This window comes from Streptococcus sp. Marseille-Q7156 (genome assembly GCF_965119495.1).
Map to the genome: position 1 here is coordinate 1 of NZ_CBCPLU010000002.1, position 26,216 is coordinate 26,216.

At 37.6% G+C, this 26,216-nt stretch carries 25 protein-coding genes and 1 pseudogene; 2 read left to right on the plus strand and 24 right to left on the minus strand.

The annotated features are described in order from the left end of the window. Nucleotides 1-27 precede the first annotated feature (27 nt). On the minus strand, nt 28-1,383 hold the full coding sequence (gene rlmD / locus ACWPV5_RS08850) for a 23S rRNA (uracil(1939)-C(5))-methyltransferase RlmD (protein ID WP_153193001.1): 1,356 nt from the start codon (nt 1,381-1,383) through the stop codon (nt 28-30). A gap of 37 nt (nt 1,384-1,420) precedes the next feature. On the opposite strand from rlmD, the gene recX reads away from it, so the two are divergent. Next, entirely contained in the window at nt 1,421-2,197 is a 777-nt protein-coding gene (recX, locus tag ACWPV5_RS08855) for a recombination regulator RecX (RefSeq protein ID WP_261070970.1), read from the plus strand. A gap of 88 nt (nt 2,198-2,285) precedes the next feature. Then, entirely contained in the window at nt 2,286-2,819 is a 534-nt protein-coding gene (gene ntdP, locus ACWPV5_RS08860) for a nucleoside tri-diphosphate phosphatase (RefSeq protein ID WP_000775316.1), read from the plus strand. 70 nt (nt 2,820-2,889) lie between these two features. On the opposite strand, the gene ACWPV5_RS08865 is transcribed toward ntdP, so the two are convergent. The 23 genes and pseudogenes from ACWPV5_RS08865 to ACWPV5_RS08975 form a co-directional block, all read right to left on the minus strand. After that, nucleotides 2,890-3,657, minus strand: a complete 768-nt coding sequence (locus ACWPV5_RS08865) for an epoxyqueuosine reductase QueH (RefSeq protein WP_000567567.1) — start codon at nt 3,655-3,657, stop codon at nt 2,890-2,892. Between the two features lie 137 nt (nt 3,658-3,794). Then, nucleotides 3,795-5,417, minus strand: coding sequence for a chaperonin GroEL (groL, locus tag ACWPV5_RS08870; protein WP_000031580.1), 1,623 nt, complete (start codon nt 5,415-5,417; stop codon nt 3,795-3,797). A 15-nt stretch (nt 5,418-5,432) separates the two neighbouring features. After that, entirely contained in the window at nt 5,433-5,717 is a 285-nt protein-coding gene (groES, locus tag ACWPV5_RS08875; RefSeq protein WP_000917330.1) for a co-chaperone GroES, read from the minus strand. A gap of 299 nt (nt 5,718-6,016) precedes the next feature. Beyond that, a complete protein-coding gene (locus tag ACWPV5_RS08880; RefSeq protein ID WP_033683132.1) occupies nt 6,017-6,871 on the minus strand; it encodes a PTS system mannose/fructose/sorbose family transporter subunit IID in 855 nt (284 codons plus the stop codon). After that, nucleotides 6,852-7,694 (minus strand): PTS mannose/fructose/sorbose/N-acetylgalactosamine transporter subunit IIC, encoded by an 843-nt coding sequence (locus ACWPV5_RS08885; RefSeq protein WP_078238001.1) that lies wholly within the window; start codon nt 7,692-7,694, stop codon nt 6,852-6,854. The genes ACWPV5_RS08880 and ACWPV5_RS08885 overlap by 20 nt, the downstream gene beginning before the upstream one ends. 23 nt (nt 7,695-7,717) lie before the next feature. Beyond that, nucleotides 7,718-8,212 carry a PTS system mannose/fructose/N-acetylgalactosamine-transporter subunit IIB gene (locus tag ACWPV5_RS08890; RefSeq protein ID WP_020903146.1) on the minus strand — a complete coding sequence of 165 codons (495 nt, stop codon included), beginning with the start codon at nt 8,210-8,212 and terminating at the stop codon, nt 7,718-7,720. A 26-nt stretch (nt 8,213-8,238) separates the two neighbouring features. Next, nucleotides 8,239-8,676, minus strand: coding sequence for a PTS sugar transporter subunit IIA (locus ACWPV5_RS08895; RefSeq protein ID WP_020903145.1), 438 nt, complete (start codon nt 8,674-8,676; stop codon nt 8,239-8,241). A 160-nt stretch (nt 8,677-8,836) separates the two neighbouring features. Next, a complete protein-coding gene (locus ACWPV5_RS08900) occupies nt 8,837-10,129 on the minus strand; it encodes an ABC transporter substrate-binding protein (protein ID WP_173234931.1) in 1,293 nt (430 codons plus the stop codon). After that, complete coding sequence (locus tag ACWPV5_RS08905; RefSeq protein ID WP_020903143.1) at nt 10,126-10,809, minus strand: response regulator transcription factor; 684 nt, start codon at nt 10,807-10,809, stop codon at nt 10,126-10,128. Before ACWPV5_RS08905 ends, ACWPV5_RS08900 begins: the two co-directional genes overlap by 4 nt. Beyond that, nucleotides 10,784-12,120, minus strand: a pseudogene (locus ACWPV5_RS08910) (sensor histidine kinase). The gene ACWPV5_RS08905 and the pseudogene ACWPV5_RS08910 overlap by 26 nt, the downstream one beginning before the upstream one ends. Then, nucleotides 12,120-13,085: a substrate-binding domain-containing protein gene (locus ACWPV5_RS08915; protein ID WP_371491815.1), complete on the minus strand. Its 966-nt coding sequence runs from the start codon at nt 13,083-13,085 to the stop codon at nt 12,120-12,122. Before ACWPV5_RS08915 ends, ACWPV5_RS08910 begins: the two are co-directional and overlap by 1 nt. A gap of 87 nt (nt 13,086-13,172) precedes the next feature. Continuing rightward, entirely contained in the window at nt 13,173-13,568 is a 396-nt protein-coding gene (locus tag ACWPV5_RS08920; protein ID WP_000282442.1) for a single-stranded DNA-binding protein, read from the minus strand. A 76-nt stretch (nt 13,569-13,644) separates the two neighbouring features. After that, nucleotides 13,645-14,406: an SDR family NAD(P)-dependent oxidoreductase gene (locus tag ACWPV5_RS08925; RefSeq protein WP_261068498.1), complete on the minus strand. Its 762-nt coding sequence runs from the start codon at nt 14,404-14,406 to the stop codon at nt 13,645-13,647. A 41-nt stretch (nt 14,407-14,447) separates the two neighbouring features. Beyond that, nucleotides 14,448-15,074, minus strand: a complete 627-nt coding sequence (ytpR, locus tag ACWPV5_RS08930; protein WP_219967175.1) for a YtpR family tRNA-binding protein — start codon at nt 15,072-15,074, stop codon at nt 14,448-14,450. A 14-nt stretch (nt 15,075-15,088) separates the two neighbouring features. Next, on the minus strand, nt 15,089-15,406 hold the full coding sequence (locus ACWPV5_RS08935) for a thioredoxin family protein (RefSeq protein ID WP_000615776.1): 318 nt from the start codon (nt 15,404-15,406) through the stop codon (nt 15,089-15,091). Further along, nucleotides 15,403-15,702 (minus strand): DUF4651 domain-containing protein, encoded by a 300-nt coding sequence (locus ACWPV5_RS08940; RefSeq protein WP_001013974.1) that lies wholly within the window; start codon nt 15,700-15,702, stop codon nt 15,403-15,405. Before ACWPV5_RS08940 ends, ACWPV5_RS08935 begins: the two co-directional genes overlap by 4 nt. Nucleotides 15,703-15,906: 204 nt before the next feature. After that, nucleotides 15,907-16,980 carry an N-acetylmuramoyl-L-alanine amidase family protein gene (locus ACWPV5_RS08945; protein ID WP_219967176.1) on the minus strand — a complete coding sequence of 358 codons (1,074 nt, stop codon included), beginning with the start codon at nt 16,978-16,980 and terminating at the stop codon, nt 15,907-15,909. Between the two features lie 119 nt (nt 16,981-17,099). After that, on the minus strand, nt 17,100-18,707 hold the full coding sequence (locus ACWPV5_RS08950) for a CTP synthase (RefSeq protein ID WP_454383482.1): 1,608 nt from the start codon (nt 18,705-18,707) through the stop codon (nt 17,100-17,102). A gap of 235 nt (nt 18,708-18,942) precedes the next feature. Next, a complete protein-coding gene (gene rpoE, locus ACWPV5_RS08955; protein WP_031227756.1) occupies nt 18,943-19,530 on the minus strand; it encodes a DNA-directed RNA polymerase subunit delta in 588 nt (195 codons plus the stop codon). A 266-nt stretch (nt 19,531-19,796) separates the two neighbouring features. Continuing rightward, the gene (locus tag ACWPV5_RS08960; RefSeq protein WP_454383484.1) at nt 19,797-22,091 is read right to left on the minus strand and encodes an NACHT domain-containing protein; all 2,295 of its coding nucleotides are present in this window, start codon (nt 22,089-22,091) and stop codon (nt 19,797-19,799) included. Then, nucleotides 22,088-22,336: a TIR domain-containing protein gene (locus ACWPV5_RS08965; protein ID WP_454383486.1), complete on the minus strand. Its 249-nt coding sequence runs from the start codon at nt 22,334-22,336 to the stop codon at nt 22,088-22,090. Before ACWPV5_RS08965 ends, ACWPV5_RS08960 begins: the two co-directional genes overlap by 4 nt. A gap of 72 nt (nt 22,337-22,408) precedes the next feature. After that, entirely contained in the window at nt 22,409-25,060 is a 2,652-nt protein-coding gene (locus tag ACWPV5_RS08970) for a valine--tRNA ligase (protein WP_454383488.1), read from the minus strand. Between the two features lie 126 nt (nt 25,061-25,186). Continuing rightward, entirely contained in the window at nt 25,187-26,188 is a 1,002-nt protein-coding gene (locus tag ACWPV5_RS08975; RefSeq protein ID WP_454383736.1) for a virulence RhuM family protein, read from the minus strand. Between the last annotated feature and the right edge of the window lie 28 nt (nt 26,189-26,216).

Genomic DNA, 26,216 nt, shown 5'->3' on the forward strand with positions numbered 1-26,216 from the left:
ACTTTTTATTTTTTGTCAACTACTTTTTTAAACTTTTTTTATTAATTTTACAACAGCTTCAGTTCGAGCTGTATGTGGGAACATATCGACCGACTGGATATAATGAAGATCATAGACTTCTACTAAGCGTACCAAATCACGAGCCAAGGTCGAAACATTACAAGAAATATAAACCATTTTTTCTGGCACATAAGTAAGAATAGTATCTAATAACTTATCATCCAGACCTGTACGTGGTGGGTCCACAATCAGAGCATCTGCTCGGTAGCCTTCCTTGTACCAACGAGGAATAATCTCTTCTGCCGTTCCAGCTTCATAATGAGTATTGTCAAATCCCATTCTTTTCGCATTTCGCTTGGCATCTTCAATAGCTTCTGGGATAATATCCATTCCTCTAAGTGTCTTTACTTTCTTTGCAAAGGCAAATCCAATCGTTCCCACTCCACAATAAGCGTCAATCAAATGGTCTTCTTTATTAACATCCAAGGCTTTTACCGCCTCGTTATAAAGAACTTCTGTTTGTTCAGGATTTAGTTGATAGAAAGCTCGAGGAGATAGTGAAAATTCATAATCGAGTACACCTTCTTGAATACTCTCTTGTCCCCAGATAATCTCTGTCTTTTCACCATAAATCTCACTGGTTTTAGCTGTATTTGTATTAACAGCTACTGTCACAACTTCTGGAAAATCTTTAACTAAGTCTTTTACTAGTTGGGTTAAATTAAGCTGACGATTTGTAACAATAATAATCTGAACCTGTCCAGTCTTTCTTGCTCGTCGAACCATTATAGTTCTAACACCTAGAATTTTTCTCTCATCTGTGATTGGAATTTGGTGAAAAGTAAGTAATTCCGCTAGACGATTAGCAATCACTTGGGTTTCCTTGTCTTGTACCAGGCAGTCTTTCAACTCTACTAAATAATGAGAGTTTTGTACATATAAGCCCGCCTTGACCTGATTCTTAAATTTTCGAGTCTGAAATTGTAACTTAGCACGGTAGTACTTTGGTTCCTGCATACCAATCGTCGGACGTATTTCATAATTTTCATATCCTGCAGGGGCAAATTTTTTCAGTGCTTGATGAAGCAAGTCCGTCTTGAACTCCAGTTGCTTATCATAATGCAGGTGCATGATTTGGCAGCCTCCGCACTCATTGTAAATAGTACATGCTGGCACAACACGGAATTTAGACTTCTTGTTGACCTTCAGTAATTTTGCCTCTACAAAGTTACGTTTAATAGAAGTAATCTGACAATAGATATCTTCACCTTTGAGAGCACCAGGCACAAAGACTAATGTTTTTTGATAAAAGCCGATTCCCTCACCATTAATTCCCATGCGCTTGATTTTTAATGGTATTTTTTGTTTTACTTTCAGATTCATACCCCTATCTTATCACATTTTGAGTTATAATAGAACTATGAAAATCACAAAACTTGAAAAGAAAAAAAGACTCTATCTGATGGAGCTTGATAATGACGACAAATGCTACATTACTGAAGATACTATTGTTCGCTTTATGTTATCAAGAGATAAGGTGATAAGCGAAGAAGAATTGAAAGAGATTCAGGAGTTTGCCCAATTTTCTTACGGTAAGAATCTAGCTCTCTACCACCTATCCTTTAAAGCACGCACTGAAAAAGAGGTTAGAGAATATCTAAAAAAATACGATATTGATGAAAACATCGTTTCTCAAGTCATTGCTAATCTTAAAGAAGATAAGTGGATTAATGATGGTCAGTACGCTTATGCTATCATCAATGCCAATCAACTTTCAGGAGACAAGGGGCCTTATGTACTGACTCAGAAACTAACACAAAAGGGAATTTCAAAATCTACTATAGAAGAGAACTTGAAAGAATTTGATTTTTCTGAAGTTGCTCAACGCGTAGCTAATAAACTATTGAAAAAATATGAAGGAAAACTTCCAGCTCGTGCTTTGCAGGATAAGATAATCCAAAATCTGACCAACAAGGGGTTTTCCTATTCTGATGCTAAAAGTGCCTTTGACCAGTTGGATAGTCAAGTTGACCAAGAAACGACTCAGGAACTCATCTTCAAGGAACTTGATAATCAATATGCCAAGTATGCCCGAAAATATGAAGGATACGAACTTAAACAACGTTTAACTCAAGTTTTAGCACGAAAAGGCTACGATTTTTCGGATATAGCACGCGCTCTCAGAGAATATCTTTAATATTTTCATGTAAAATTCACAGATTTTAGGTAATTTTATGGTACAATAGTAAACGATAAACTTATAAATTGTAGAAAGTTGGTTAGTTATGAAACTTCCAAAAGAAGGCGACTTTATTACAATTCAAAGTTATAAGCATGATGGGAGTCTCCACCGAACTTGGCGGGACACCATGGTACTAAAAACAACAGAAAACGCCATTATTGGTGTCAACGATCATACACTGGTTACCGAAAGTGATGGTCGTCGTTGGGTCACTCGAGAACCGGCTATTGTTTACTTTCACAAGAAATATTGGTTTAATATCATTGCCATGATTCGCGATAATGGAATTTCCTACTATTGCAATATGGCTAGCCCCTACTATCTGGATGAAGAAGCACTGAAGTATATTGATTACGATTTGGATGTTAAAATTTTTACAGATGGGGAAAAACGTCTCTTGGACGTTGAGGAGTATGAGCGTCACAAACGCAAAATGAATTATTCTGATGACTTGGACTACATTTTAAAAGAACATGTTAAAATTCTTGTTGATTGGATTAACAATGGACGAGGTCCTTTCTCAGAAGCCTATGTAAACATTTGGTACAAGCGCTATGTAGAACTAAAGAATCGGTAAAGTTGTCAAACTGGGGTTAAGACCCCGGTTTTTTTATTTTAAAAACCCAGCTTTACAGCTGGGGTGATTTCTATATATCTAATTTCGTAACAGTAAATTTGATGTGGGAATAGTCTTTTTCAACATCCTTATCCAGCAAGAAAGCTGTAGCATCTTTCTTAACCTGAACCAGGTCAATATTCTGGGCTTGGGCTGCATAGACGCATCCACAATAACATTGACGATAGATATCATACTCCTCACACATCTCTACTGAACGTTTGTAGCCTTGATTTTTCTTGAAATCGCTGGGAAGATAGTGGGTGGTATAAATTTTTTGCACGTCGATTCCGATGCTGTTGATGGTTTGAGAATTCTTATGAGGACTGATGGTTAAAGCCGAACCGAAGTAGTCAAAGCCTAAATCCATAGCCACTTGAGCTGTCTTATCCAGTCGGTAGTCAAAGCAAACCTTACAACGGTCGCCACCTTCAGGCTCTTCTTCCAGTCCTCTGACTAACTTACGATATTCATTTGGTTCGTAGGGAGCTTCTAGATACTGGACCGTATTTCCTGTCCGCTCATTAAAATCACTGACAAATTTCTTGGTAACATAGGCTCGCTTATGGTATTCTGCCTTGGGATGGATATTAGAATTGGCAAAATAAATGGTCACGTCTGCATACTTAGTCAAATATTCTAGAGTATAGGTACTGCAAGGGGCACAGCAAACATGCATGAGAATAGTTGGACGTTGCTCATTTTTCTCCCATACTTGTACCATCTTCTGCATGACACGGTCATAATTAATCTTCTGATTGGGGTTCATCTTGCTCAGAATTTCTTCTACATCGATCATGTTCTTCTCCTTTTTATAGTCTTATTTTATCATATAAGTTAGGAGAGCTCAAATCAATTTAGAAGTGAATATCATAAAAAGGAGGAATAGGCATTCCCTCCTTTTGTGTTTTTTATAAGTTGTTTTCTATAGAAAGCTTACATCATGCCGCCCATCATGCTTGGATCCATTGCTGGAGCCGGAGCTGCTGGTTCTGGTTTATTGGCTACGACTGCTTCCGTAGTCAAAATCAAGCTGGCTACAGATGCTGCATTTTGTAGAGCTGAACGACTCACTTTAACTGGGTCGATAATCCCTTGATCAATCATGTTAACCCATTCGCCAGTTGCTGCGTTGAAGCCTGTACCAACTTCAGCATTTTTCAAACGATCGATAACGATAGAGCCTTCAAATCCTGCATTGTGGGCGATTTGACGAACAGGTTCTTCCAAAGCACGGAGAACAATATTGCGGCCCGTTGCTTCGTCTCCTGTCAATTCCAAATCAGCCACGGCTGGAATAACATTGACAAGGGCTGTTCCACCACCTGCAACGATACCTTCTTCAACAGCTGCACGAGTAGCGTTGAGGGCATCTTCAATGCGGAGTTTCATTTCTTTCAACTCAGTTTCAGTTGCAGCTCCGACCTTGATGACTGCTACACCACCTGACAATTTCGCCAAGCGTTCTTGCAATTTTTCACGGTCAAATTCAGAAGTTGTGGTTTCGATTTGAGACTTGATAACTGCAACACGGTGAGAAATCGCTTCAGGATTTCCAGCACCTTCTACGATAACAGTGCTATCTTTGTCCACAGTTACTCTCGCTGCTTGACCAAGAGCTTCAATTGTCGCATCTTTCAACTCAAGACCAAGATCTTCTGTGATAACTGTTCCGCCTGTTAAGATGGCGATATCTTCAAGCATGGCTTTGCGACGGTCACCAAAACCAGGTGCCTTGACTGCTACCACATTGAAGGTTCCACGAATCTTGTTCAATACAAGGGTTGGAAGAGCTTCACCATCTACATCATCCGCAATAATCAAGAGTGGACGATTGCTTTGGAGAATGCTTTCTAGGAGTGGCAAGATTTCTTGGATATTTGAAATCTTCTTGTCAGTAATCAAAATGTATGGATTTTCAAGATCAGCTACCATTTTTTCGCTATCTGTCACCATATACTGTGAAAGGTAACCACGGTCAAACTGCATTCCTTCCACAACTTCAAGTTCTGTTTCCATACCGCGTGACTCTTCGATAGTGATGACACCATCTTTGCCAACTTTCTCCATGGCTTCAGAAATGTATTCACCGACTTTTTCAGAACGAGAAGATACAGCTGCAACTTGAGCGATAGCTTCTTTATTAGCAACAGGGATGGCATTGTTTTTCAAGGCTTCAACTGCTGCGGCAACTGCTGTTTCAATCCCACGACGAATGCCGATTGGATTTGCGCCTGCTGTGACGTTTTTGATTCCTTCGCGGACGATCGCTTGAGTCAAAACAGTTGCAGTTGTAGTCCCGTCACCTGCGATATCATTTGTTTTTGAAGCTACTTCTGATACCAATTTGGCACCCATATTTTCGAAATGGTCTTCCAACTCGATTTCTTTGGCAATGGTCACACCGTCATTGGTAATCAAAGGTGAACCGAATGATTTTTCAAGAACGACATTCCGACCTTTTGGTCCCAAGGTTACTTTAACAGTGTCTGCAAGGATATCGACACCACGGACCATAGCTGAACGAGCATCAGATGAAAATTTAATTTCTTTTGACATACTTACTTTCTCCTTCTATTCTTCAATGATAGCCAAGATATTAGCTTCGCCAACGATGATGTACTTTTCATCGCCATCTTTGACATCAAGACCTGCATGGGCTTCAACTAAGACACGGTCGCCAGTCTTAACGCTTGGGGCAACCAAATCACCGTTCAAGGTACGAACACCTTGTCCAGTAGCTACAACTTGGGCTGTTTTTGTTTTTTCTTGGGCTGAGCCTGCGAGGACAAAACCTCCAACAGTTTGTTCTTTTTCTTCGATTTTCAAGACCACACGGTCTCCTAATGGTTTCAACATCTGCTTTCCTCCATGATAAGATAGATACTATTAGCACTCTTTACACCCGAGTGCTAATCCATAGTTCTATTGTATCACTTGGTCAGAAATAGTCAAGGAAAAAGTCTGACTTTCTGAGGATGAATAGATAAATTTCTTTATCCTAATTTTGCATTTTAATAATGTAGAATTTTAACGAACATGATTTATGGAATTAGTATTTTCGTTAATTCTTTTATAAAAAATACCGAAACTCTAAATCCTTATATTACGCATATATAAAAAACAACGATTATAAACCGTTGCTTTTTTACATACTATTAATATTTCAATCCTGGATTGAAAAATCCTAAGGCTACTCCTACAAGTGCAATAACTACCAATAATAGCATCACCCAATTTGGAGAAACTTTCTTTTTAGCCATCAGCCACCAACATAGAACAATAAAACCTGCTGTTAAAAGACCTGGATAAACACCATCAATCTTTTCTTGTAAGTTTAAAAATGTTTCTCCATCGCCATTTTTCAGCTCTAGCGCCGTAGTGACAGATACCCAAGTTGCTGCAACAGCTCCTATGACCATACCACCAACAACACTAATTGATTTTCTTAGCGCCTGACCTTTAGGACCTACTAAAAATTCTACTGCTTTATCTCCAAGTTCATATCCTTTAAAATAAGCAAAACGCATTCCAAGATAGACTAATAGATTCCATGCAATAATATAGAATATTGCACCAGAAATATTTCCTCCTTTAGAAAGACCTAGAGCTATCCCCAAAAGAACAGGAATTAATGTTCCTACAATAAGTGAATCTCCAATACCTGCAATAGGCCCCATTAGACCGGCTCGCATTCCATTGATGGTCTCACTATCTACGGCATCTCCATTTGCACGCGCTTCTTCCAAACCAGCTGTTATCCCAACTACTAGAGAACCCAACTGCGGCTCAGTATTAAAGAATGCTGTGTATGTTTGCATAGCTTCTTTTTGTTCTTCCTTAGTATCATACATTTCTTCTACAATTGGAAGCATAGAAGTTAAATATCCAAAAGTTTGCATATGTTCTTGAGAAAAACATGTCAGATGTCCATAGAACCAGTGGTGAAATGATTTTGTCAATGTTTTTCTTGATATTTTTTTTCGACTCATTCTAAATATCCTCCTCTTCATCAAATCCCATATCACTGACAACTGCTGTCGTACGGGCAGATTTAATAACTTCTAATTCATAATAAATTACTGCAAAAATTAATGACACAACACCACTTGCTACTAAGTTCAAGCCTAAAGATTTTGCTAACGTGAACCCGACAAAGAAAGGAATAAAGTCTGTTGTTTTTGTAACAATTTGTTTCAAAAGTATTGCAATACCCACACATGGAAGGAGTGCTCCTACAGTAAATAGAGACTTCATTACAAAACCATCCATCGGAAGATATACTTTCATAAGATCAACCATATCTGGTCCAAATTTTGTAATAATCATTGTTGGTAAGAAAGAAAAGATAAAATGTGAAATCCAAGGATATACCCAATCAACAGCATATAACTTCTTAAAATCACCTTTCTCTACAGCTTTCCATCCAATGTGTTGCCAAAGCAAGTTCATAGTAGCTGTACCATAGAATAAAACAGTTCCAATTGTTCCAACCGCGGCTCCAATTGGCGCTGCTGCTGCTGCAATCGCCACTTCACCTGAAATATTATTTGCATGAACAAATAGGATAGATAACGGAATTCCGATATAAGAAATTGCCCGTACATCGGCCGATACAGTTCCACCAGGTGTCACTAAGGCAATATATAATACCTGTAAAGCCACACCAACGATTACCCCTGTTGTTATATCTCCTAATATTAAACCTACAATTAAACCACCAACTAATGGACGCCCCAAAGTATAGTTACCAATACTGGATCCCCCCATACCTGGCATCGATGCTAAACTTGCAAACAATCCTAAAAGAGCTGCTTGAATCCAAGAAATTTCCATCATTTTGTCTCCTTATTTCATTATTAAAATCCAAATTTTGATTTAAAATCACTCCAATAGCCAATAGATACATCTGGTAATAATTGGAATCTAACTTTATATCCTGCTTTTTCAATTGCTTCTAGTGCAACTGCTTCCTCTTGAGTAATTGATTGATTATTTCCCAACTTGATAGCACCTGGTCTATCGTTAGCAGGTCCTACAATAATTTCTTTAACATCTCCTGGAATAAAGCCCTGGTCTACTAAAATTTCTTTCATATCAATTGGATTTTTAGTAATCAAAAAATATCTACTATCCGATTCTGTTACTTTAGATGATTTTTCTTTAAACGCTTCCTTTGTCCAAACAAATGTTTTTTTATCTGACGCACCTTTATATGCCTGAATTAAAACCTTATTAGATGCAGCAGCGTCATTTACTGCAATTAATCCATCACATGGATGTTCTTTTGCCCATCTAGTGACTGTTTGTCCATGAATCATTCTATCGTCAATTCGTACAAATGTTACTACCATAATTTTTTATCCCTTTCCTTATATAACTAAATATCGTCTTCTTCATTAAGATTATCATCTGATCCGACTTCAAATTCTTGTAGAGCCGATGATGATTCGTTTAATATCGTAGAAACAAGTTCACTTCCAGTCAGAATGTCTTTCATCACCACTGCTGTAAGTGCCATTGTTAAGTTCATACCTCCCAAAATAGTTGCATTCTCTAATTTTCCAAATTCTTCTAATACTGTTGCAACAGTTGTTAAAGGACTTCCCCCAACAATATCTGCTAAAACAAGAACCGAATCATTTTCATCCAGAGATGCAATAACATTCTTGACCTCTACAGAAAAACCTGCAAGACTTTCTCCATCTTTTAAGCCAATCGCTATGACATCATCTACCTTATCCGAAGCAAACATAGAAAGAGATGATTTCAATCCCTCTGCGAGCCCTCCATGACTGACTAATATCAAATACTTCATATTTCCCTCCTTTTATTGATTTTATTCTATCATCCTTATCTTCACTTTATAATTGTTAAATGTCTCAAAAGTTTATTGATAAATGTCAATAAAAAAATGACAAATGTCAATAAAGACATCTGCCATGTTCGTATTATTTAAGAAATAATAATCTTGATATCTATTTAAGGGTTCCTATATCTAGTTCTTTTTGTAACTTAATAAGACTACCTTCAATATCCGTGTTATTTTCATCCATAGATAATGCTTCTAATCTTTCTTCTATTCCAACCAATGATTTTGAATCTATTCCTTTTGAAATAGTTGTAATTGAATTTTTCATTATATAATCCAGTGAAGTAGTCGTTAAGGCATTCTGACCAATCATTCCTTTCTTCATCAACTCTTCACTCTTCAAACTAGTTACTACCTCTGGTAATACTGAGCTTCCTTGACCCTTATTAAATAAATTTTGTTGAATTTCACGATTAATTGTTAAAAATTCTATAAACGATACGGCAAGGTTTGAATTGCGAGAACGCGAAGAAACCACGTATAAGGAAGTATCTGTTACAGTAGAACGAATGTCTTCCTTAGTAGTTGGCAATGAAATACATGTCCAGTTAAAATTTGTATATTTGGCCACATGATAAGGAAAAGGTTTATATGTTCGATATTGTGCCAAACTCATTGGATAAAAGGCCACATGCCCTTCATCAAAATCTTTATAGGTTACTTTGTAACGTCCGTTTAATTGATTCAATCCCCTTATATAGGATAAAGCATCCTTCATTTCTGACGAATCTATACGAGGAATACCACTCTCAGAAATAGTAACACCAAAGGCCGCTAGAGATTCTTTCCAACTATATCCTGTTATCCCAAATTGATCAACGATTCCATCTCCATCGGTATCTTTTGTAACTTTTTTACTAATCTCATAGAGATCTTTCTGCGTCCACCCTACTTCAGGAATTTCAATGCCCTCTCTTAAAAGTAAATCTTGATTTACACACATCAACATGGGATTGCTTTCATATGGAAGACCGTATAAATCATCTCCGTATTTTGCTGCCTGCAAAGATACATCATAGAAATTAGAGGCATCTTCTTGAGACAGATAGGAATTTAGTTTTTTTAAAATACCTTTTGATGCAAATAAAGATAATTGGTCGCTTGATAATAGAAATACATCCGGTTCAGAACCTTTTAAAATTTGACTTGAAATCCAATTAGAATACTCCTCCTTAGGAATACCTGAATCATATACAATTTTAACCCCTGGATGAAGCTCTTCAAATTTCTTAATAGCCTCATCTAGTACATAGCTGTTATTCCCTGTAGGAATTCCCCAACTAGAATCAGAATAAAAACCCAGCCTAATAATCTTTATCTGCTTGTTTTCCCAAATAAGAAATAAACTCAAGCAACTTAGCACAAACAGTATCGCTAGAAACAATTGCTTTAATTTCATTTATCCATTTCCTTTGAAAAATTCTTTTGTGTCACACCTGTTTGTACAGCCCATATGGCTAACTGTGTCCTATCTCTCAAATTTAGTTTTGAAAGAATGATAGAAAGGTAATTGCGCACTGTTCCCTCGGATAAAAAAAGATTACTGGCAATTTCCTTATTTGATTCTCCAAATGCCACTTGCTGAATAATTTTCCATTCTGTCAGTGATATATTTTCAATATTCTCTTCCTTCACAGTAATAGAAAAATTGGTCTGTGCCATCTGCGAGAACAATTGAAATACCTTACTAGCTATATTAGGATTAATCATAGCTCCACCTTTATACACTGTCTGAATGGCTTGATATAACTCGTCGGTTGAAACTCCTTTTAATAAATAGCCAGATGCACCATATTTTAAAGCACTAAAAATGAATTCGTCGTCATCAAATGTTGTTAAGATTATAATTTTTATATTTGGAAAAAGTTTTTTGATTTCTTTTGTAGCCAATACTCCATCCATTCTGGGCATTCTAATGTCCATTAAAATTATATCCGGTTTTACAGTCATAATGTTATCCATAGCTTCGATACCATCACCAACGACGGATACAACATCAATATCAGCATATACTGATAAAATGATCTGCAAAGACTCTCTAATTAACGCCTGATCATCTGCAATCATTACCTTTATCATATACTTCACCTCCTATTTTTGGAAAAACTATTTTAGTGTAAAATCCTTCCCTATTTTCAAAATGAATAGAACCACCTAAAATAGAAACTCGCTCTCTCATTTGTTTCAAGCCATACCCAATTTGTAAGTCGTCAAAACCTATTCCATTATCGTGCAAAACTATTATGTTGTTATCCTCACTCATAAAGCGAATGCTCATTTTACTAGCATGTCCGTGACGAACAGAATTTGTCATAGATTCTTGTATAATCCTAAAAATAGTATCTTCCTGCATAACATCTAAATCAATATTCCCCCATTCATATTTTAGATCGACAGAGAGTTTTGATAGAGACTCATACTCACTAATCATTAATATTAGAGCATCTTTTAAACCATTATTTTGCAAAGCTCCTGGTCTTAGTCTATGTAATGATCCCCTAACATCTTTGATCCCCTCTCTAACTGCATTTGAAACATTTTTCAACTGTTCTTTAGCACGGATAGGATGAACATCAATTAGTACAGAAACAGCATCAATCCCTGCTGAAATTCCTGTCAACGCATGACCTAGAGTATCATGAATTTCCCGAGCAATTCTTTTCCTTTCTCGATCTTCAGCGATTTTCTCTGATAACGATATGTAATGATTCAATTCAGTGTTGACTCTAGATAACATTTTAAGCTCTTCCTCAATATTATGGTGCTCTTTAATCACGTATAGGATATAAGACAATAAAGAGATGATGAAAATAATAACGTTTAATGACGTCAATGCATTTTCTAAAAATAACACTACACCTCGTATGGACGATGGGTAAAATTGGATATAGGTAGAAAGAGATGGAACTTTTATAAATAGTGACAAGATTTCATAGTCTGTTAAAAGTAACATTAAAAAACTCAAGAAAATAAAAATAATCCAAGAACGTTTACTATCAGAGTCTTGAAACTCTCTTGAACTATAGAATATATCAGCAAAAACTAATAATATTATTCCATTGTATGACAGATTTTGTGACCATATAACACCAATCATTAATACTATTTCAAACAAATTCCATTTTGAAAAAATTGGCCATTTTTCTCAGTTGAGTACATTTTATAGGTAGATATAAAAATAATACCGACGAAAAAAATAATTGAATACCAAAAAATCTGGTCAGGTGATTTTGAAATATTATTTAATTCTCCCAATAAGAGTATCATCTGTCCCTTTGAAATTACATAGTTTGTAATCTGTATATACAAAGCTCCATTGTATATAATGGTTAGAAAATTAATTAATAAAAGTAAAATTATAGAATACTGGACACCTTTTACCTGTTTCATTACTGCCACCCATTAATATCAAACTGAATTATATTATTTTTATCAACAAATTGTACAGGTATAGTATATAATTCTTCAACTTCTTCTTTTTTTACTAATAAATCTATTGTTTCCGATACTTTTCTACCCATATGAGATGGAAATTGAGCAACCGTTCCCGTAACTTCATCTGTTGTAGCTAATAAATGCTTCATATCTGGTGAACCATCTATTCCGTAAATAAGTTTTTTTGAAGTTACTTTCAATTCTTTAATTGCTGCTAAAGCTCCTATAGCTGCTCTATCATTTAAAGCCACTATAGCATCAAATTGTAAACCTTCAGATAACGCATCACCTACAGTAATCATAGCATACTCTGTTTGACCAACCGTTTCTCTTTCTGAGATAATTTGATAATGTTCTTCTGATTTTATTGTATCCAAAAAACCAGTTATTCTCTGATTAGCTGATAGAGCATCTTTGTGCGTTAACAAAAGAATATGAGCATTTGAGGTACGTTTCATCAAATCCTTGGCAATTAATATCCCAGCATGGTAATTATCAGAAACTATGCTCGTATCAACTTTTATATTATTCAACTGACTATCTACTGCTATAACTCTAATTCCAAAATTCTTTGCCCTACTTAACGCTTCTACAATTTGCTCGCTATCACTCTTAACCGGATTAATAACAATAACATTCACTCGCTTCTCTATAAACTCATCAATTTGTTTACTCTGTTTTTCTTCACTCATCTCTGCATCCCGAGTATACAATATCTGACCTTCTGAATCAGAATAGCGTTGAATCTCATTATGTAAATGTCTATAAAATTCACTATTCATCGTCATATAAGTCGCTCCAACTTTTATTTGTCCCGGAATAGGATCTGTCTGACTCACATGAGTATAAATCGCAAAAACAAATACGACTACTGTACAAAATATAATTTTGACGATTGTTCTTGTATATTCTCTACTCATTCCAACCTCCAAAAAGTTTCAACTAGTTCATTGTAACACATTTAGACATTATAAAAAAGCCTAAGAGCAACTCAGACTTTTCAATGTTTAAAATGGTAATTCTTCCTCTTCCAGGACCAAATCTGCCAAATCCTGCCCAGCGTTATTTTCTCGCATAGCACGTTGGGCACGACTTTCCAGAAGTTGGAATCCTGTAACAAGTACTTCGGTCACATAATTCATTTGACCATTTTTCTCAAAACGACGGGTACGCAATTCCCCATCAACGGAAATGAGACTACCTTTGGTTGCGTAGCTTGCCAAAGTTTCTGCTAGTCTGCCCCATAGGACCATATTGACAAAATCAGCTTCACGTTCACCGTTTTGGTCTTTGTAACGACGGTTGACAGCGATAGTTGCTCGCGCTACTGACTTGTCATTGTTGGTTTTGTGCAATTCCGGTGTAGACGTCAAACGCCCAATCAAGATAACTTTATTATACATATTTTTTCCTCCTACTTATCTATTCGTAGGAAATCAAAAAAAGTTACAGAAATTTGTAACTTTTCGAGGAAATTTTTTAGTTTTTATGAACCATGAATCCTGTCGCTTGTTGATTGGCCATAATGGTCATATCTGTAATCTGCACACGACGAGGTTGACTGGTCACATAGACTACTGTGTCTGCAATATCCTGAGCTTGCAAGGCTTCGATTCCCTGATAAACCGTCGCAGCCCGCTCTTTGTCACCATGAAAACGTACTGTAGAAAAATCTGTTTCAACGATTCCCGGTTGAATAGTCGTCACCTTGATATCCGTTGCAATGGTATCAATTCGCAGTCCATCTGAAAAGGTCTTAACTGCTGCCTTGGTAGCTGAGTAAACAGCTGCACCCGCATAGGCATAGATTCCTGCGGTTGACCCCATGTTGATGATATGTCCTTGATTGGCTTTTACCATTGCTGGCAAGAAACAGCGAGTGACTGCCATCAAACCTTTGACATTGGTATCCAGCATGGTCAGCATATCCAACTCTTCATAGTCCTGATAAGGTGCTAAACCTAGAGCCAGTCCGGCATTGTTGACCAGAATATCAATCTGACCTATCGTTTCTATAATATCAGAGCAGACATCCTTTACCATGTTCATATCCGTGACATCTAGCGGAAAAGTCCAGACAGTTTGATTTGGGAATGCTCCTGCAAACTCAATTTTTAAGGCTTCAAGTCTGTCTATCCGTCGTCCTGTTAGAACGACATTTTCACCCTGCTCCAGATAAGCACGCGCAATTGCTTCACCAATACCTGATGTCGCTCCTGTAATCACAACATTTTTTGCCATCTTATTTCCTTCTATCTGGTCTATCAGATACTGACAATTTCTTAGGCAGTCCAGTGTTTAGCTGGATCAAATGGAGTTCCAACAACTTGGTCTTCTGATAATTCAATAATACCACGTTTTTGCGGAGCATTTGGCAGATGCAATTCACGAGGACTGCACATCATGCCAAAACTCTTTTCACCACGAAGTTCGCCTGGGAAAATGAGATTGCCTTTTGGCATCATAGCTCCAGGAAGAGCGACAATGGTTTTCAACCCCACACGCGCATTGGGTGCTCCTGCAACGATTTGCACTGTCTTATCACTTGCGACTGCAACTTGGCAGATGTTGAGGTGGTCACTATCAGGATGGGCTACCATCTCAACGATTTCACCAACAACAAACTTAGGCTCTTTATCATTGATAATTTCTTCTTTAAAACCTTCCGTTTGTAATTCTTGGTTCAAACGAGCGACTTGCTCATCTGATAAAAAGACTTGACCTCGCTCTGCAATTTCAAACAAACTTGAAACTTCAAAAATATTCCACGCCACTGTTTCCCCATTATCTTTGAGGAAAACACGAGCTACCTTGCCTTTGCGTTCCACATCTAGTTTGGCATCTCCGCTGTTTTTCACGATGACCATAAGGACATCACCGACATGTTCTTTATTATATGTAAAAATCATTGTTTCCTTTTCTCCTATTTCAGTCCTGCTAAAAAGTCATTAATTTGTTGCTTGCTTTTACGATCGCGATTAACAAAACGACCAATTTCCTTGTCTTTTTCTAGAACAACAAGGCTAGGGATTCCATAAACATCCCAGAGTTTGGCTAAATCTATATACTGGTCTCGGTCCACTCGAATAAAGGTGAACTCAGGATTGGTCTCCTCAATTTCTGGCAAGGCAGGATAGATATAACGACAATCGCCACACCAGTCTGCCACAAAAAGGAAGACTTTCTTGCCATCTTTTTCTACTAAAGATGCCAATTCTTCTAAACTTGCTGGTTGTATCATAAGACTTCCTCCTCATAGACTAGGTCTTCATTTTCATAGACAAAGGTATAATGACGGCCATCCTCAAAAATGACGCCACCAACCAAGCTCTCTAGACTGCTTTCATAGACTTGAACATAGAGAGTCGCAATTTCCCCCATATCTGAAAAATGGTCTCGCACAATCTCTGTCAACTCTTCCTGAGTCTTCATGAGCTTACGGTCATCTGCAACTTTTTTCGTAGCAAGGGCAAGACTTCCAATACCAAGCAAAGCCAAGCCTGCCATCCACATTTTTTTAGCTTTCATACCATTCATTTTAACACAAAAAAGGCTTTAGGACAAATGAGGAAGCAGCAGAAAAGCAAGTAAAAAGCCTCTTCCTTTAAGGAAAAGGACTTCTTATACTCAATGAAAATCAAAGAGTAAACTAGGAAGCTAGCCGCAGGTTGCTCAAAACAGCGTTTTGAGGTTGTGGATGAAGCTGACGTGGTTTGAAGAGATTTTCGAAGAGTATGATTCTTATTGCCAGGCGCCTGAGTTGCCAACGTAGTAACCATCAGGTGTGTAAGTATTACGAAGCATCTTACCTGATGAAGCTAGATAATACCACTTGCCATTATCTTTGACCCAATCATTCGCTAGCATGGCACCAGAAGAACTTACATAATACCAGTCTCCCTTGTCATAAACCCAAGTGCTTGCTTTCATAGCTCCTGAAGTTGATAAATAGTACCACTTGCCTTGGTCGTAAAGCCAATCACTAGCAATCATGGCTCCTGATGATTTAAAGGCATACCAGTTGCTACCTTGATAAAGCCAAGTTTGATTGAACATGACTCCTTTATCATTCATAAAGTACCAAGTTCCCTTGTCATAAACCCAATCCTTCTGCACTAATTGACCTTGTTTTTGATAGTACCAGTTTTGGTTTGATTTTAGCCAGCTTTCTGCTTTTACAATCGGATAAAGTTCTTTGAAAGATCCTCCATCATATTTATGACTGATAGATTTTAGTTTTTCAAGTTTCAACTCGCCATTGCCATAGTCTGCCCAAGCAAAGACTTTTTGACCATTGACAGTCTCTGGTAAGGTAGCAGTGTAAGTCTTGGTTTGATAGTCCCATTTTGTATCAAGGTAGGTGTATTGATCATTTGATTCTTTAATACGGTAGTAGCCTCTCTTTCCACTATCATTATGAATATCATCCACAACTTTCGTTGACCAGGTCTTTACTTCGTTTCCGCTCTTAGCCTCGACCTTGATATCTCCTCTATAGCCATATGGAACATAGAAATTCAGGTAACGCCCTTCTATACCCATCATAGACTTGTCCTTTTCTTGACCTAGAAAATTGACTGTCTGATCTTGACCATCGAGACTAACTGTCCACTCGATTTTCTCGGTTTTTGGCAAATCCAAGACTTTGATATCCACTTCATGACCATTGTTAAACCGAAGAATCTTGCCATCTTGATACTGTACTCCACACTTAACAACCCATTCTTCTTTAAGCTCAAATGCCTGCCCTGAATGTGGAAAAGCCAGTAAAGCTAGACCAGCTAGAGACAAACCAAATAATGTGATTTTTTTCATCGTAGATCCTCCTTAGGATTTTTTATGTTAATTATATCACTATGTTTTTATTTTGCAACTCATATCCTAAATATACAAGCAAAAAACCTCTGAGATTCTTCTCAAAGGTTCTGATTTAACTAATTGCTGTTCTCAACTGCTGCAGTCACAAAAGCAGTGTAGAGTTCTTCTGGGCGATTTGGACGGCTTGACAGTTCAGGGTGATACTGACACGCTACAAAGAATTTATTTTCAGGAATTTCCACGATTTCGACCAAACGATTGTCTGGAGAAACTCCTGAGAAGACAAAGCCTGCTGCCTCAAACTGCTCACGGAAGGCATTGTTAAACTCATAACGGTGACGGTGACGGCGTTGCACCACTTCTTGATTGTGATAAGCAGCTGCAGCCTTAGAGCCACGTTTCAACTTAGATGGATAAAGTCCCAAACGAAGGGTTCCCCCCATATCCTCAACATCAATCTGATCACGCATGATATCAATGATAGGGTATTTTGTTTCTGGTGCAAGCTCTGCAGAATTGGCACCTTCAAGGCCTAAAACGTTACGAGCAAACTCGATACATGTCAACTGCATTCCCAAGCAGACACCCAACATTGGAACATCATTTTCACGTGCATAGCGAATGGCTTGGATTTTCCCTTCCGTACCACGTTGACCAAAACCTCCTGGTACGATGATTCCGTCCGCATCAGACAAGAGCTCTTCCACATTCTCTGCTGTCACATCATTGGCATTGATCCAATTGATTTTAACTTCTGCGTCGTTGGCATAACCAGAGTGTTTCAAGGCTTCAACCACAGAGATGTAGGCATCTTGCAACTCAACATACTTACCAACAAGGGAAATCTTAACTTGTTTCTTAAGGTTCATGACCTTGTCCACCATAGCTGACCATTCTGTCATATCTGCTACTGGTGCGTCTAATTTCAAATGATCACAGACAATTTGATCCATACCTTGAGCCTGCAAGTTCAATGGAATTTGGTAAAGGTGTTCAACATCCAATGATTCGATAACAGCTTCTGGTGCCACATCACAGAACTGTGCTAGTTTGTTTTTAATTCCTTGACCAGCTGGCTCTTCTGTACGAATAACCAACATATTTGGCTGGATTCCCAATCCACGCAATTCTTTTACAGAGTGTTGAGTTGGTTTGGTCTTCATTTCACCAGCAGCCTTGAGGTAAGGAAGCAGGGTTGTATGGATGTACATGACGTTATCCGCACCTACATCTGCCTTCATCTGACGAAGGGCTTCTAGGAATGGCAAGGACTCTATATCTCCTACTGTTCCACCAACCTCTGTGATAATGACATCAGAGTCGGTCGTTAGAGCGGCACGCTTGATTTTTTCTTTCAAAGCATCTGTGATATGAGGAATAACCTGAACAGTTGCCCCAAGGTATTCTCCACGGCGTTCCTTACGAAGCACTTCACTGTAAATTTTACCAGTTGTCACGTTGGAATATTTGTTGAGATTGATATCGATGAAACGTTCATAGTGACCCAAGTCCAAATCTGTCTCAGCTCCGTCATCTGTCACAAATACTTCCCCGTGCTGGTAAGGACTCATAGTTCCCGGATCGATATTGATATAAGGGTCAAACTTTTGAATGGTTACTTTGAGACCACGATTTTTCAAGAGACGGCCCAGACTCGCTGCGACAATCCCTTTCCCAATAGACGATACCACACCACCAGTTACAAAAATATATTTCGTAGACATAGATTCCTCTTTCTAAAATGCTCAAGGTCTTGTTAACTACGAGGGGACATAGAAAACAAGACCCTACTAATAAGAATAATCTGGGACGACTGCACCAGATTCACAACTAAAATACAAGAAGATAACTTCTTGAAAAACAAAAATAGCTCCCTAAGAACTAGGGAGCTCCGACCTCTAAAAGAGGTGCCCGAACAATATGATACCTAAAAATAGGATAATTGTCAATAGCTAACTTTTATTCCTCAATGTTTTCAGAATCATCGTCTGAAAACTCGTCATCTTCTTCGTTGAGATCCACGTCTTCACCCAAGTCATCAGGGGCGATTTCGTTAATTTCTGCGTCGTAAGCTTCCACTTCATTTTTCTCATCATCTGGATTTTCATCATCATATGAAAGAGCTGGATCTGCTTCGTATGCATCTTCGTCTTCTGGATCATCTGCATTGTAGTCAATAGCATCTGAATCGCCATCCATGAAGGCATTGACACGTTTTTTCTTAGCTTTTGGTGCTACTTCATCGTCGTCATTTTCCTCAAGAGCGATGATTTCTTCGTCGATTTCGTCTACACCATACCATGAACGAAGCCCCCATTTGTTGTCTCCAAGTGAGATGAAGCTACCGTCAAAGTTCAACTCTGTGTAGAACAAAGGCAAGGCTTCGCGGATATCGCTGTTTGATGTTCCAAGGTAGTTTTGAATTTCGTTTACAAGATCACTAAAATGCATCTCATGGTCGCGACCACGAAGTTCCAAGATAGCACGCGCTACCTCAATCATAGATAGTTCACTTTTTTCTTGCCCAGCAAATACTTCTAATTCCAAAGCGTTTCTCCTCATTTTTACTACTATCGCCAGAGCAAACAGACTCTGACCTCATTTTATCATTTACTCTTTATTTTACGATAATTTTGCAGAATAGTCAAAGGTTAAGGGGGAGAAAGTGATAGGACTTTTTATTGCTAACTTCTCAAAGTAACTTCCACTTGCCTAACCGAAGTGGAAATTAGTCTAAAACGGACTTTTTATTTCTTTGCTACCCAGCCGATGGTGTCGTTAGGTGGGGTCAAAAATTTTTAACTTGTTAAATACTATCTGTTTTCTATTGATTTTATGTGTTGTTCTTGTTTAAGGAGTGAATTAGGTTTAAACCCAAATTTTTCTTCTATTCTAGCTTTTTCTTGATAGCTAAAGGAATGCCGTGATACATGATTAACAACCATTAAATTCAATATGGTACGAGCTACGTGTGACATATTTTTATTGTTTCTATCATTTAAGATAGATTTTTCCGAGAATTGTTTTTCATATTGTAGTTCTAATCCCCTTTTTATTAATATATAGCTAGGATTAATATTGCTATTTTCCATCATTTCTGAAAAATAATGAGAAATAGGTTCTGAACCAATTGATGAAACAGTTTTCATAACTAGTGAATATATAGTAGCAAAATTCATGCTCACAAGTATGTCATGGATATCTTTTCTTAGTTTATCCTCATTTAGGTTTTCTGTATCAACTTCTTTTGAAATAAAGTTCTCTAGAAAAAGTATAAAATCTTTATCGGAGACAATCTGAATAAAAGAGGTAAGAAGTCTTAAATTAGCATCAACTGTATTTTTTAATATTTTATTAAAATCTTTGTTTTTTATTGACCCGTATCTGTTCTTAAGAATTACTCCAATTACTTCTACGGTTTGAATTGCATTTCTAACTTGATTTTGTCTATGAGCTTGTTTTTCTTCAATTATCTCTGTGTTATCTCTTTCTGAGTATGCATTTTCCTCTAATCTGTCTCGATGATTCAATTCGGATTTTCGTTTTTCCTCGAAGTTCTCTATCCTGTAATCAATATTATTAGATAAGTCATTAACTTGTTTATCAAAATCACCCAACTCTACAGAATCAAGTGTTGCTTCTGTATAATCACTAAATGAATTCTCTAAACTATAGTTTAACATTTCTATTAATCGTTGATCTTTACAATGATGCGCTAGAAAAATACTTATGTGGCCATTCTGTTCTAAATCCAGATTCAAAATAATGTCTTGTATGTCATCAAGATGTTCATTAAAGTTATCAGATAGATATTGCCCTAAAAAGTAATAATATAGATACTCATAGCAAAAACTGTAGTTAGAAGAGTTGCTTTTTCTCAACAATCCAGTTTTCATTAATAAACTTAGATACTCTTCTAGGTCAAAGATTTTATAATCATTTTGATAATCTTCTAAAAATAAATTGAAATCCTTATTTGATACTTCTAAGACTTCTTTTTTAAAAAGATACATAGAAAAATAAGACAAAAAGTTTAAATAAGACACAATCCGATCATTACTTACTCCACAATTTTGAAAAGCTAACTGAATTAGTAAATTATAACAATGACCGTGTGAAGATATAGGAGTATCGAATCTGTTGTTAACATCAATTGAAGAACCTAGGATAATTAAAATATACAGAGGAAATGCGGGGATAATACCATTCTTATATCCTCTATCTAAACCCAAACTGATATCAACAAGATTCGTATTCTCATCAATTTTCTTTAATTTATCATTTGTGTTTAAATCTCTATAGAGTGATTTTGATTCTATAAATTTCGTTATAAGTTCATTTCTTAAAGAAGGTTTAAAAGGTTGTATTGTGAATCTTGTTACTGTAAAATCATTCGAACTAATATCATAAATATCATCAACAAACAAAATTAACCCTGCGTACTTGTCAATTTTTTTAACAATATTTTGTAATTTTGTCGAAAGTTTATGAAAATCATCAATTATAACAACTATATTTTCTGCTTTATTTTTATGGTTAGTTTTATATGTTGAAATATATTTGTTGCGAACTGCCTTTTCTATATTTTGAGAATTAATCTCTTTACTTTCTAAATAGATAGGTTGAAAACCGTCACTATATATATCTAAAAATAATTTTTTTGCAAAAGATGTTTTTCCACTTTGTCTATCGCCTACTATAAAAACTTTATCTAAATAATATTTACTATTCAATAACTTTTCTGCTGAAAGATAACTTATATTTTCTTTTCTATCTATTCTTAGTTCTGGATAAGTATACAAATCTGAAAGTTTTAATGTGGAATTAAGAACATTAGAAATTAAACCAATCGAATCAAGTTGCGAATGAACTTCTTCTTTTAATTTATCTTGAGGGCAGAGCTCTTCTTTTGAGAGCTTTTCAGATAATCTTATAAAAAGAGAATTTAATTGATCGGATGAGTCAAACGACATTTCCTCAAATTCTTTACAGAAAGATTCGTAAGGTAATGTACCAAAAATGTAAGGCAAATTATCTTCTGAGATTTTAATAGGTATTACTTTATCTAAGAAATTATGTTCTGTTATTTCTTTTAATTCGAAACTCACACCCGAATCTTTTTTTCAGATTTTTCTAAATAGGCCTTATCACAAATAGATAAAATAACATCGCAATTTCTAATATTTTCAATCATGAATTGATTTAAAGTATTTTTGTTAACAATATTACCATCATAAATAACTTCTAAATTTTTTTCTTCTAGTTCGAGTTCAAGTTTACGTATAAAGTCTAATTGTCTCTGACTATAATTTTCATCATCTGACCAGGCATGTGCAATAAAAATTTTACTCATTTCATTATCCTTTAGATAAATTTCTTTAATTCATTATACCAAAAAACACGGCTCATCACCGTGTTTCTGTGTTTATTTCACCAACTTCTTCATCTCATCAATACGTGCTACGGTCGCGTCGTATTTGGCTTGGTAGTCGGCTTGTTTGTCACGTTCTTTTTGGACAACTTCTGGTTTGGCATTGGCTACGAAGCGCTCGTTAGAGAGCTTCTTGCCGACCATGTCCAATTCTTTTTGCCATTTAGCCAGTTCCTTGTCTAGACGAGCCAGTTCTTCTTCGACATTGAGGAGGTCTGCGAGAGGCAAGTAGATTTCTGCTCCTGTGATGACGCTTGACATAGCGAGTTCAGGTGCAGAGATGGTTGATGCGATTTCCAAGTGTTCTGGGTTTGTGAAGCGTTTGATGTAGTTGACATTGCTGTTAAAGAATGCTTCCAAGTCACTATCGCTAGTCTTAACAAGGATGGTGATAGGCTTGCTTGGTGCTACGTTTACTTCTGCACGCGCATTACGAACAGCACGGATCAAGTCTTTGAGGCTTTCCACACCAGTGTGAGCCGCAAGATCTTCAAAGGCTGGATTAACAGTTGGGTATTCTGCTGTGACGATAGAGCCTTCTGAGATTTGGCCAAAGATTTCCTCTGTCACGAATGGCATGATTGGGTGAAGGAGACGAAGGATCTTGTCCAAAGTATAAAGGAGAACAGAACGTGTGATGACTTTCTCTTCTTCGTTGTCGCTATAAAGGACTTCCTTGGTCAACTCAACGTACCAGTCCGCAAACTCATCCCAGATGAAGTTGTAGAGGATGTGTCCAGCGACACCAAACTCAAACTTGTCAAAGTTAGCAGTAGCTTTTCCGATGGTTTCATTGAGGTTGTGGAGAATCCAGCGGTCTGTGACATTTCCAGCTTCCTTGTTGACCACTTTTTCGACATTGGCAGTTGCTTGCTCAAGAGTCAAGCCTTCATTGTTCATGAGGATGTAGCGAGAGATATTCCAAATCTTGTTGATGAAGTTCCATGAAGCATCCATTTTCTCGTAAGAGAAGCGCACGTCTTGCCCTGGTGCAGAACCGTTTGAAAGGAACCAACGAAGGGCATCGGCACCGTATTGCTCGATGACATCCATTGGGTCAATCCCGTTACCGAGAGATTTAGACATCTTGCGTCCTTGCTCGTCACGGATAAGACCGTGGATAAGGACGTTTTGGAACGGCTGACGACCAGTGAATTCCAAGGATTGGAAAATCATACGAGACACCCAGAAGAAGATGATGTCGTAACCTGTTACCAAGGTTGACGTTGGGAAGTAACGTTTGAAGTCTTCTGAGTCAACATCAGGCCAGCCCATAGTTGAGAATGGCCAAAGGGCAGAACTGAACCAAGTATCCAAGACATCTTCGTCCTGAGTCCATCCGTCGCCTTCTGGAGCTTCTTCGCCGACGTACATTTCACCCTCAGCATTGTACCAAGCAGGGATTTGGTGACCCCACCAGAGCTGACGAGAGATTACCCAGTCGTGAACATTTTCCATCCATTGGAGGAAGGTATCGTTGAAACGAGGCGGGTAAAATTCTACCTTGTCGTCTGTGTCTTGGTTGGCAATGGCATTTTTAGCCAATTGGTCCATCTTGACGAACCATTGCGTAGACAAGCGTGGTTCAACCACCACACCTGTACGCTCTGAGTGACCAACACTGTGGACACGTTTTTCGATTTTAACAAGGGCACCGATTTCTTCCAACTTAGCAACGACTGCCTTACGAGCTTCAAAACGGTCCATGCCTGCAAATTCGAAGGCCAAGTCATTCATGGTTCCGTCGTCGTTCATGACGTTGACTTGTGGCAAGTTGTGGCGTTGACCAACCAAGAAATCGTTTGGATCGTGGGCAGGTGTGATTTTCACGACACCAGTACCAAACTCAGGATCTGCGTGTTCATCCCCAACGATTGGAATCAATTTATTAGCGATTGGAAGGATAACATTTTTACCAATCAAGTCCTTGTAGCGTGGGTCTTCTGGATTGACCGCAACAGCTACGTCCCCAAACATAGTCTCAGGACGAGTTGTCGCAATTTCAAGGGCGCGTGAGCCATCTTCCAGCATGTAGTTCATATGGTAGAAGGCACCTTCGACATCCTTGTGAATAACCTCGATATCAGAAAGGGCTGTACGAGCTGCTGGGTCCCAGTTGATGATAAACTCACCACGGTAGATCCAGCCTTTCTTGTAAAGGTCCACAAAGACCTTGCGAACAGCTTTTGACAAACCTTCATCAAGCGTAAAACGCTCACGAGAGTAGTCTACAGAGAGTCCCATCTTGCCCCATTGTTCCTTGATGGTAGTGGCATATTCGTCTTTCCATTCCCATACTTTATCTAGGAATTTTTCACGACCAAGGTCATAGCGGGAAATGCCCTCACCACGCAAGCGCTCCTCAACCTTAGCCTGGGTCGCAATCCCAGCATGGTCCATACCTGGAAGCCAAAGCGTATCAAAACCTTGCATGCGTTTCTGACGGATGATGATATCCTGTAAAGTCGTATCCCAAGCGTGACCAAGATGGAGTTTCCCAGTTACGTTTGGTGGTGGAATAACGATTGAATAAGGCTTAGCCTTTTGATCGCCTGAAGGCTTGAAAACATCGGCATCAAGCCATTTTTGGTAACGACCAGCCTCAACCTCGGCTGGATTGTATTTAGGTGAAAGTTCTTTAGACATATGTTTGTCCTTTCTAGTTAATATCTTTAAATAAAATTAGTATGTAGAAGATAAGCTTTGATTCATCACATCTGATTTTTTCAGTATCTTCTATTAGCAAAAAAGAAACTGTATAAAAATTTTACATTAACTTTCTCTCATTATCTTCATAATATGTTTATCAAAGTCCGATAGAATTTTTTGAGTTCGGTTAAATTTTTCATACTCCTGGATGGCTTTTGAGTCTGCTTGTTTCTTGGAAATACTTCCTTTTCCTTCTAAAATTTCGTACTCATTAAAAGATAGAAAACGATCAATACTATCTGCCAATCCTCGCATGGTAAAAGTGTTACGGCGCTCAACCAAACCTTCAATATAATCAAAATAAGCTGTAACTGTTCGCTCTAGTTGTCGAATTTCTTTTTCTTGCAAATAGTTTTTAGCCACCGTTACATCTGATTTGAACACTCGTCCATCAGGTGCATTCTTCCAAGAAGTTAATCCCATTTTTTCTCTACTAGCATCGGCTTGTTGATAGATAATTTCTGCAGCAGTACTTCCAGTAATTGCATAATGAAATTTATTTTGCACCATAGCATAGAAATTTTTAGTAATATCTGAGTTTTGATCATAATCTATGGCACATTCAGCAAAGATATCCGTGATTTGTTGATAGATTCGGCGCTCGCTAGAACGAATAGAGCGAATTCGTTCTAAAAGTTCACGGAAATAATCTTGTCCGAAAACTGTCTGTCCTTGTTTCAAGCGTTCATCATTCAAAACAAAACCTTTGATGATAAATTCTTTCAAAGTCTTGGTTGCCCAAATTCTAAATTGAGTAGCCTTACTGGAATTTACTCGATAACCAACCGAAATGATAGCATCCAGATTGTAATATTCAAGTTCACGCCGGACAGTTCTATTTCCCTCTTGTTGAACCTGTGCAAATTTTGCACAAGTTGATACCTTATCCAACTCACCACTATCATAAATGTTTCTCAAGTGCTTTGTAATGACACTTCGTTCAACTCCAAAGAGCTCTGCAAGACCTTTTTGAGTCAACCAAAGATTTTCATCTTGTAAAAGGATATCTAGCTGAACGTCGCCATTTGGTGTAGTATACAGGATGAAATTAGAAATTTCATTCAAGACAATTTCACCTCCCCCTTCCATAAAC

Coding starts and splice junctions, on each gene's coding strand:
- rlmD (WP_153193001.1), bottom strand. CDS start 1,383: ATGAATCTGAAAGTAAAACAAAAAATACCATTAAAAATCAAGCGCATG.
- recX (WP_261070970.1), top strand. CDS start 1,421: ATGAAAATCACAAAACTTGAAAAGAAAAAAAGACTCTATCTGATGGAG.
- ntdP (WP_000775316.1), top strand. CDS start 2,286: ATGAAACTTCCAAAAGAAGGCGACTTTATTACAATTCAAAGTTATAAG.
- ACWPV5_RS08865 (WP_000567567.1), bottom strand. CDS start 3,657: ATGATCGATGTAGAAGAAATTCTGAGCAAGATGAACCCCAATCAGAAG.
- groL (WP_000031580.1), bottom strand. CDS start 5,417: ATGTCAAAAGAAATTAAATTTTCATCTGATGCTCGTTCAGCTATGGTC.
- groES (WP_000917330.1), bottom strand. CDS start 5,717: ATGTTGAAACCATTAGGAGACCGTGTGGTCTTGAAAATCGAAGAAAAA.
- ACWPV5_RS08880 (WP_033683132.1), bottom strand. CDS start 6,871: ATGAAGAGGAGGATATTTAGAATGAGTCGAAAAAAAATATCAAGAAAA.
- ACWPV5_RS08885 (WP_078238001.1), bottom strand. CDS start 7,694: ATGGAAATTTCTTGGATTCAAGCAGCTCTTTTAGGATTGTTTGCAAGT.
- ACWPV5_RS08890 (WP_020903146.1), bottom strand. CDS start 8,212: ATGGTAGTAACATTTGTACGAATTGACGATAGAATGATTCATGGACAA.
- ACWPV5_RS08895 (WP_020903145.1), bottom strand. CDS start 8,676: ATGAAGTATTTGATATTAGTCAGTCATGGAGGGCTCGCAGAGGGATTG.
- ACWPV5_RS08900 (WP_173234931.1), bottom strand. CDS start 10,129: ATGAAATTAAAGCAATTGTTTCTAGCGATACTGTTTGTGCTAAGTTGC.
- ACWPV5_RS08905 (WP_020903143.1), bottom strand. CDS start 10,809: ATGATAAAGGTAATGATTGCAGATGATCAGGCGTTAATTAGAGAGTCT.
- ACWPV5_RS08915 (WP_371491815.1), bottom strand. CDS start 13,085: ATGAGTAGAGAATATACAAGAACAATCGTCAAAATTATATTTTGTACA.
- ACWPV5_RS08920 (WP_000282442.1), bottom strand. CDS start 13,568: ATGTATAATAAAGTTATCTTGATTGGGCGTTTGACGTCTACACCGGAA.
- ACWPV5_RS08925 (WP_261068498.1), bottom strand. CDS start 14,406: ATGGCAAAAAATGTTGTGATTACAGGAGCGACATCAGGTATTGGTGAA.
- ytpR (WP_219967175.1), bottom strand. CDS start 15,074: ATGATTTTTACATATAATAAAGAACATGTCGGTGATGTCCTTATGGTC.
- ACWPV5_RS08935 (WP_000615776.1), bottom strand. CDS start 15,406: ATGATACAACCAGCAAGTTTAGAAGAATTGGCATCTTTAGTAGAAAAA.
- ACWPV5_RS08940 (WP_001013974.1), bottom strand. CDS start 15,702: ATGAATGGTATGAAAGCTAAAAAAATGTGGATGGCAGGCTTGGCTTTG.
- ACWPV5_RS08945 (WP_219967176.1), bottom strand. CDS start 16,980: ATGAAAAAAATCACATTATTTGGTTTGTCTCTAGCTGGTCTAGCTTTA.
- ACWPV5_RS08950 (WP_454383482.1), bottom strand. CDS start 18,707: ATGTCTACGAAATATATTTTTGTAACTGGTGGTGTGGTATCGTCTATT.
- ACWPV5_RS08965 (WP_454383486.1), bottom strand. CDS start 22,336: ATGAGTAAAATTTTTATTGCACATGCCTGGTCAGATGATGAAAATTAT.
- ACWPV5_RS08970 (WP_454383488.1), bottom strand. CDS start 25,060: ATGTCTAAAGAACTTTCACCTAAATACAATCCAGCCGAGGTTGAGGCT.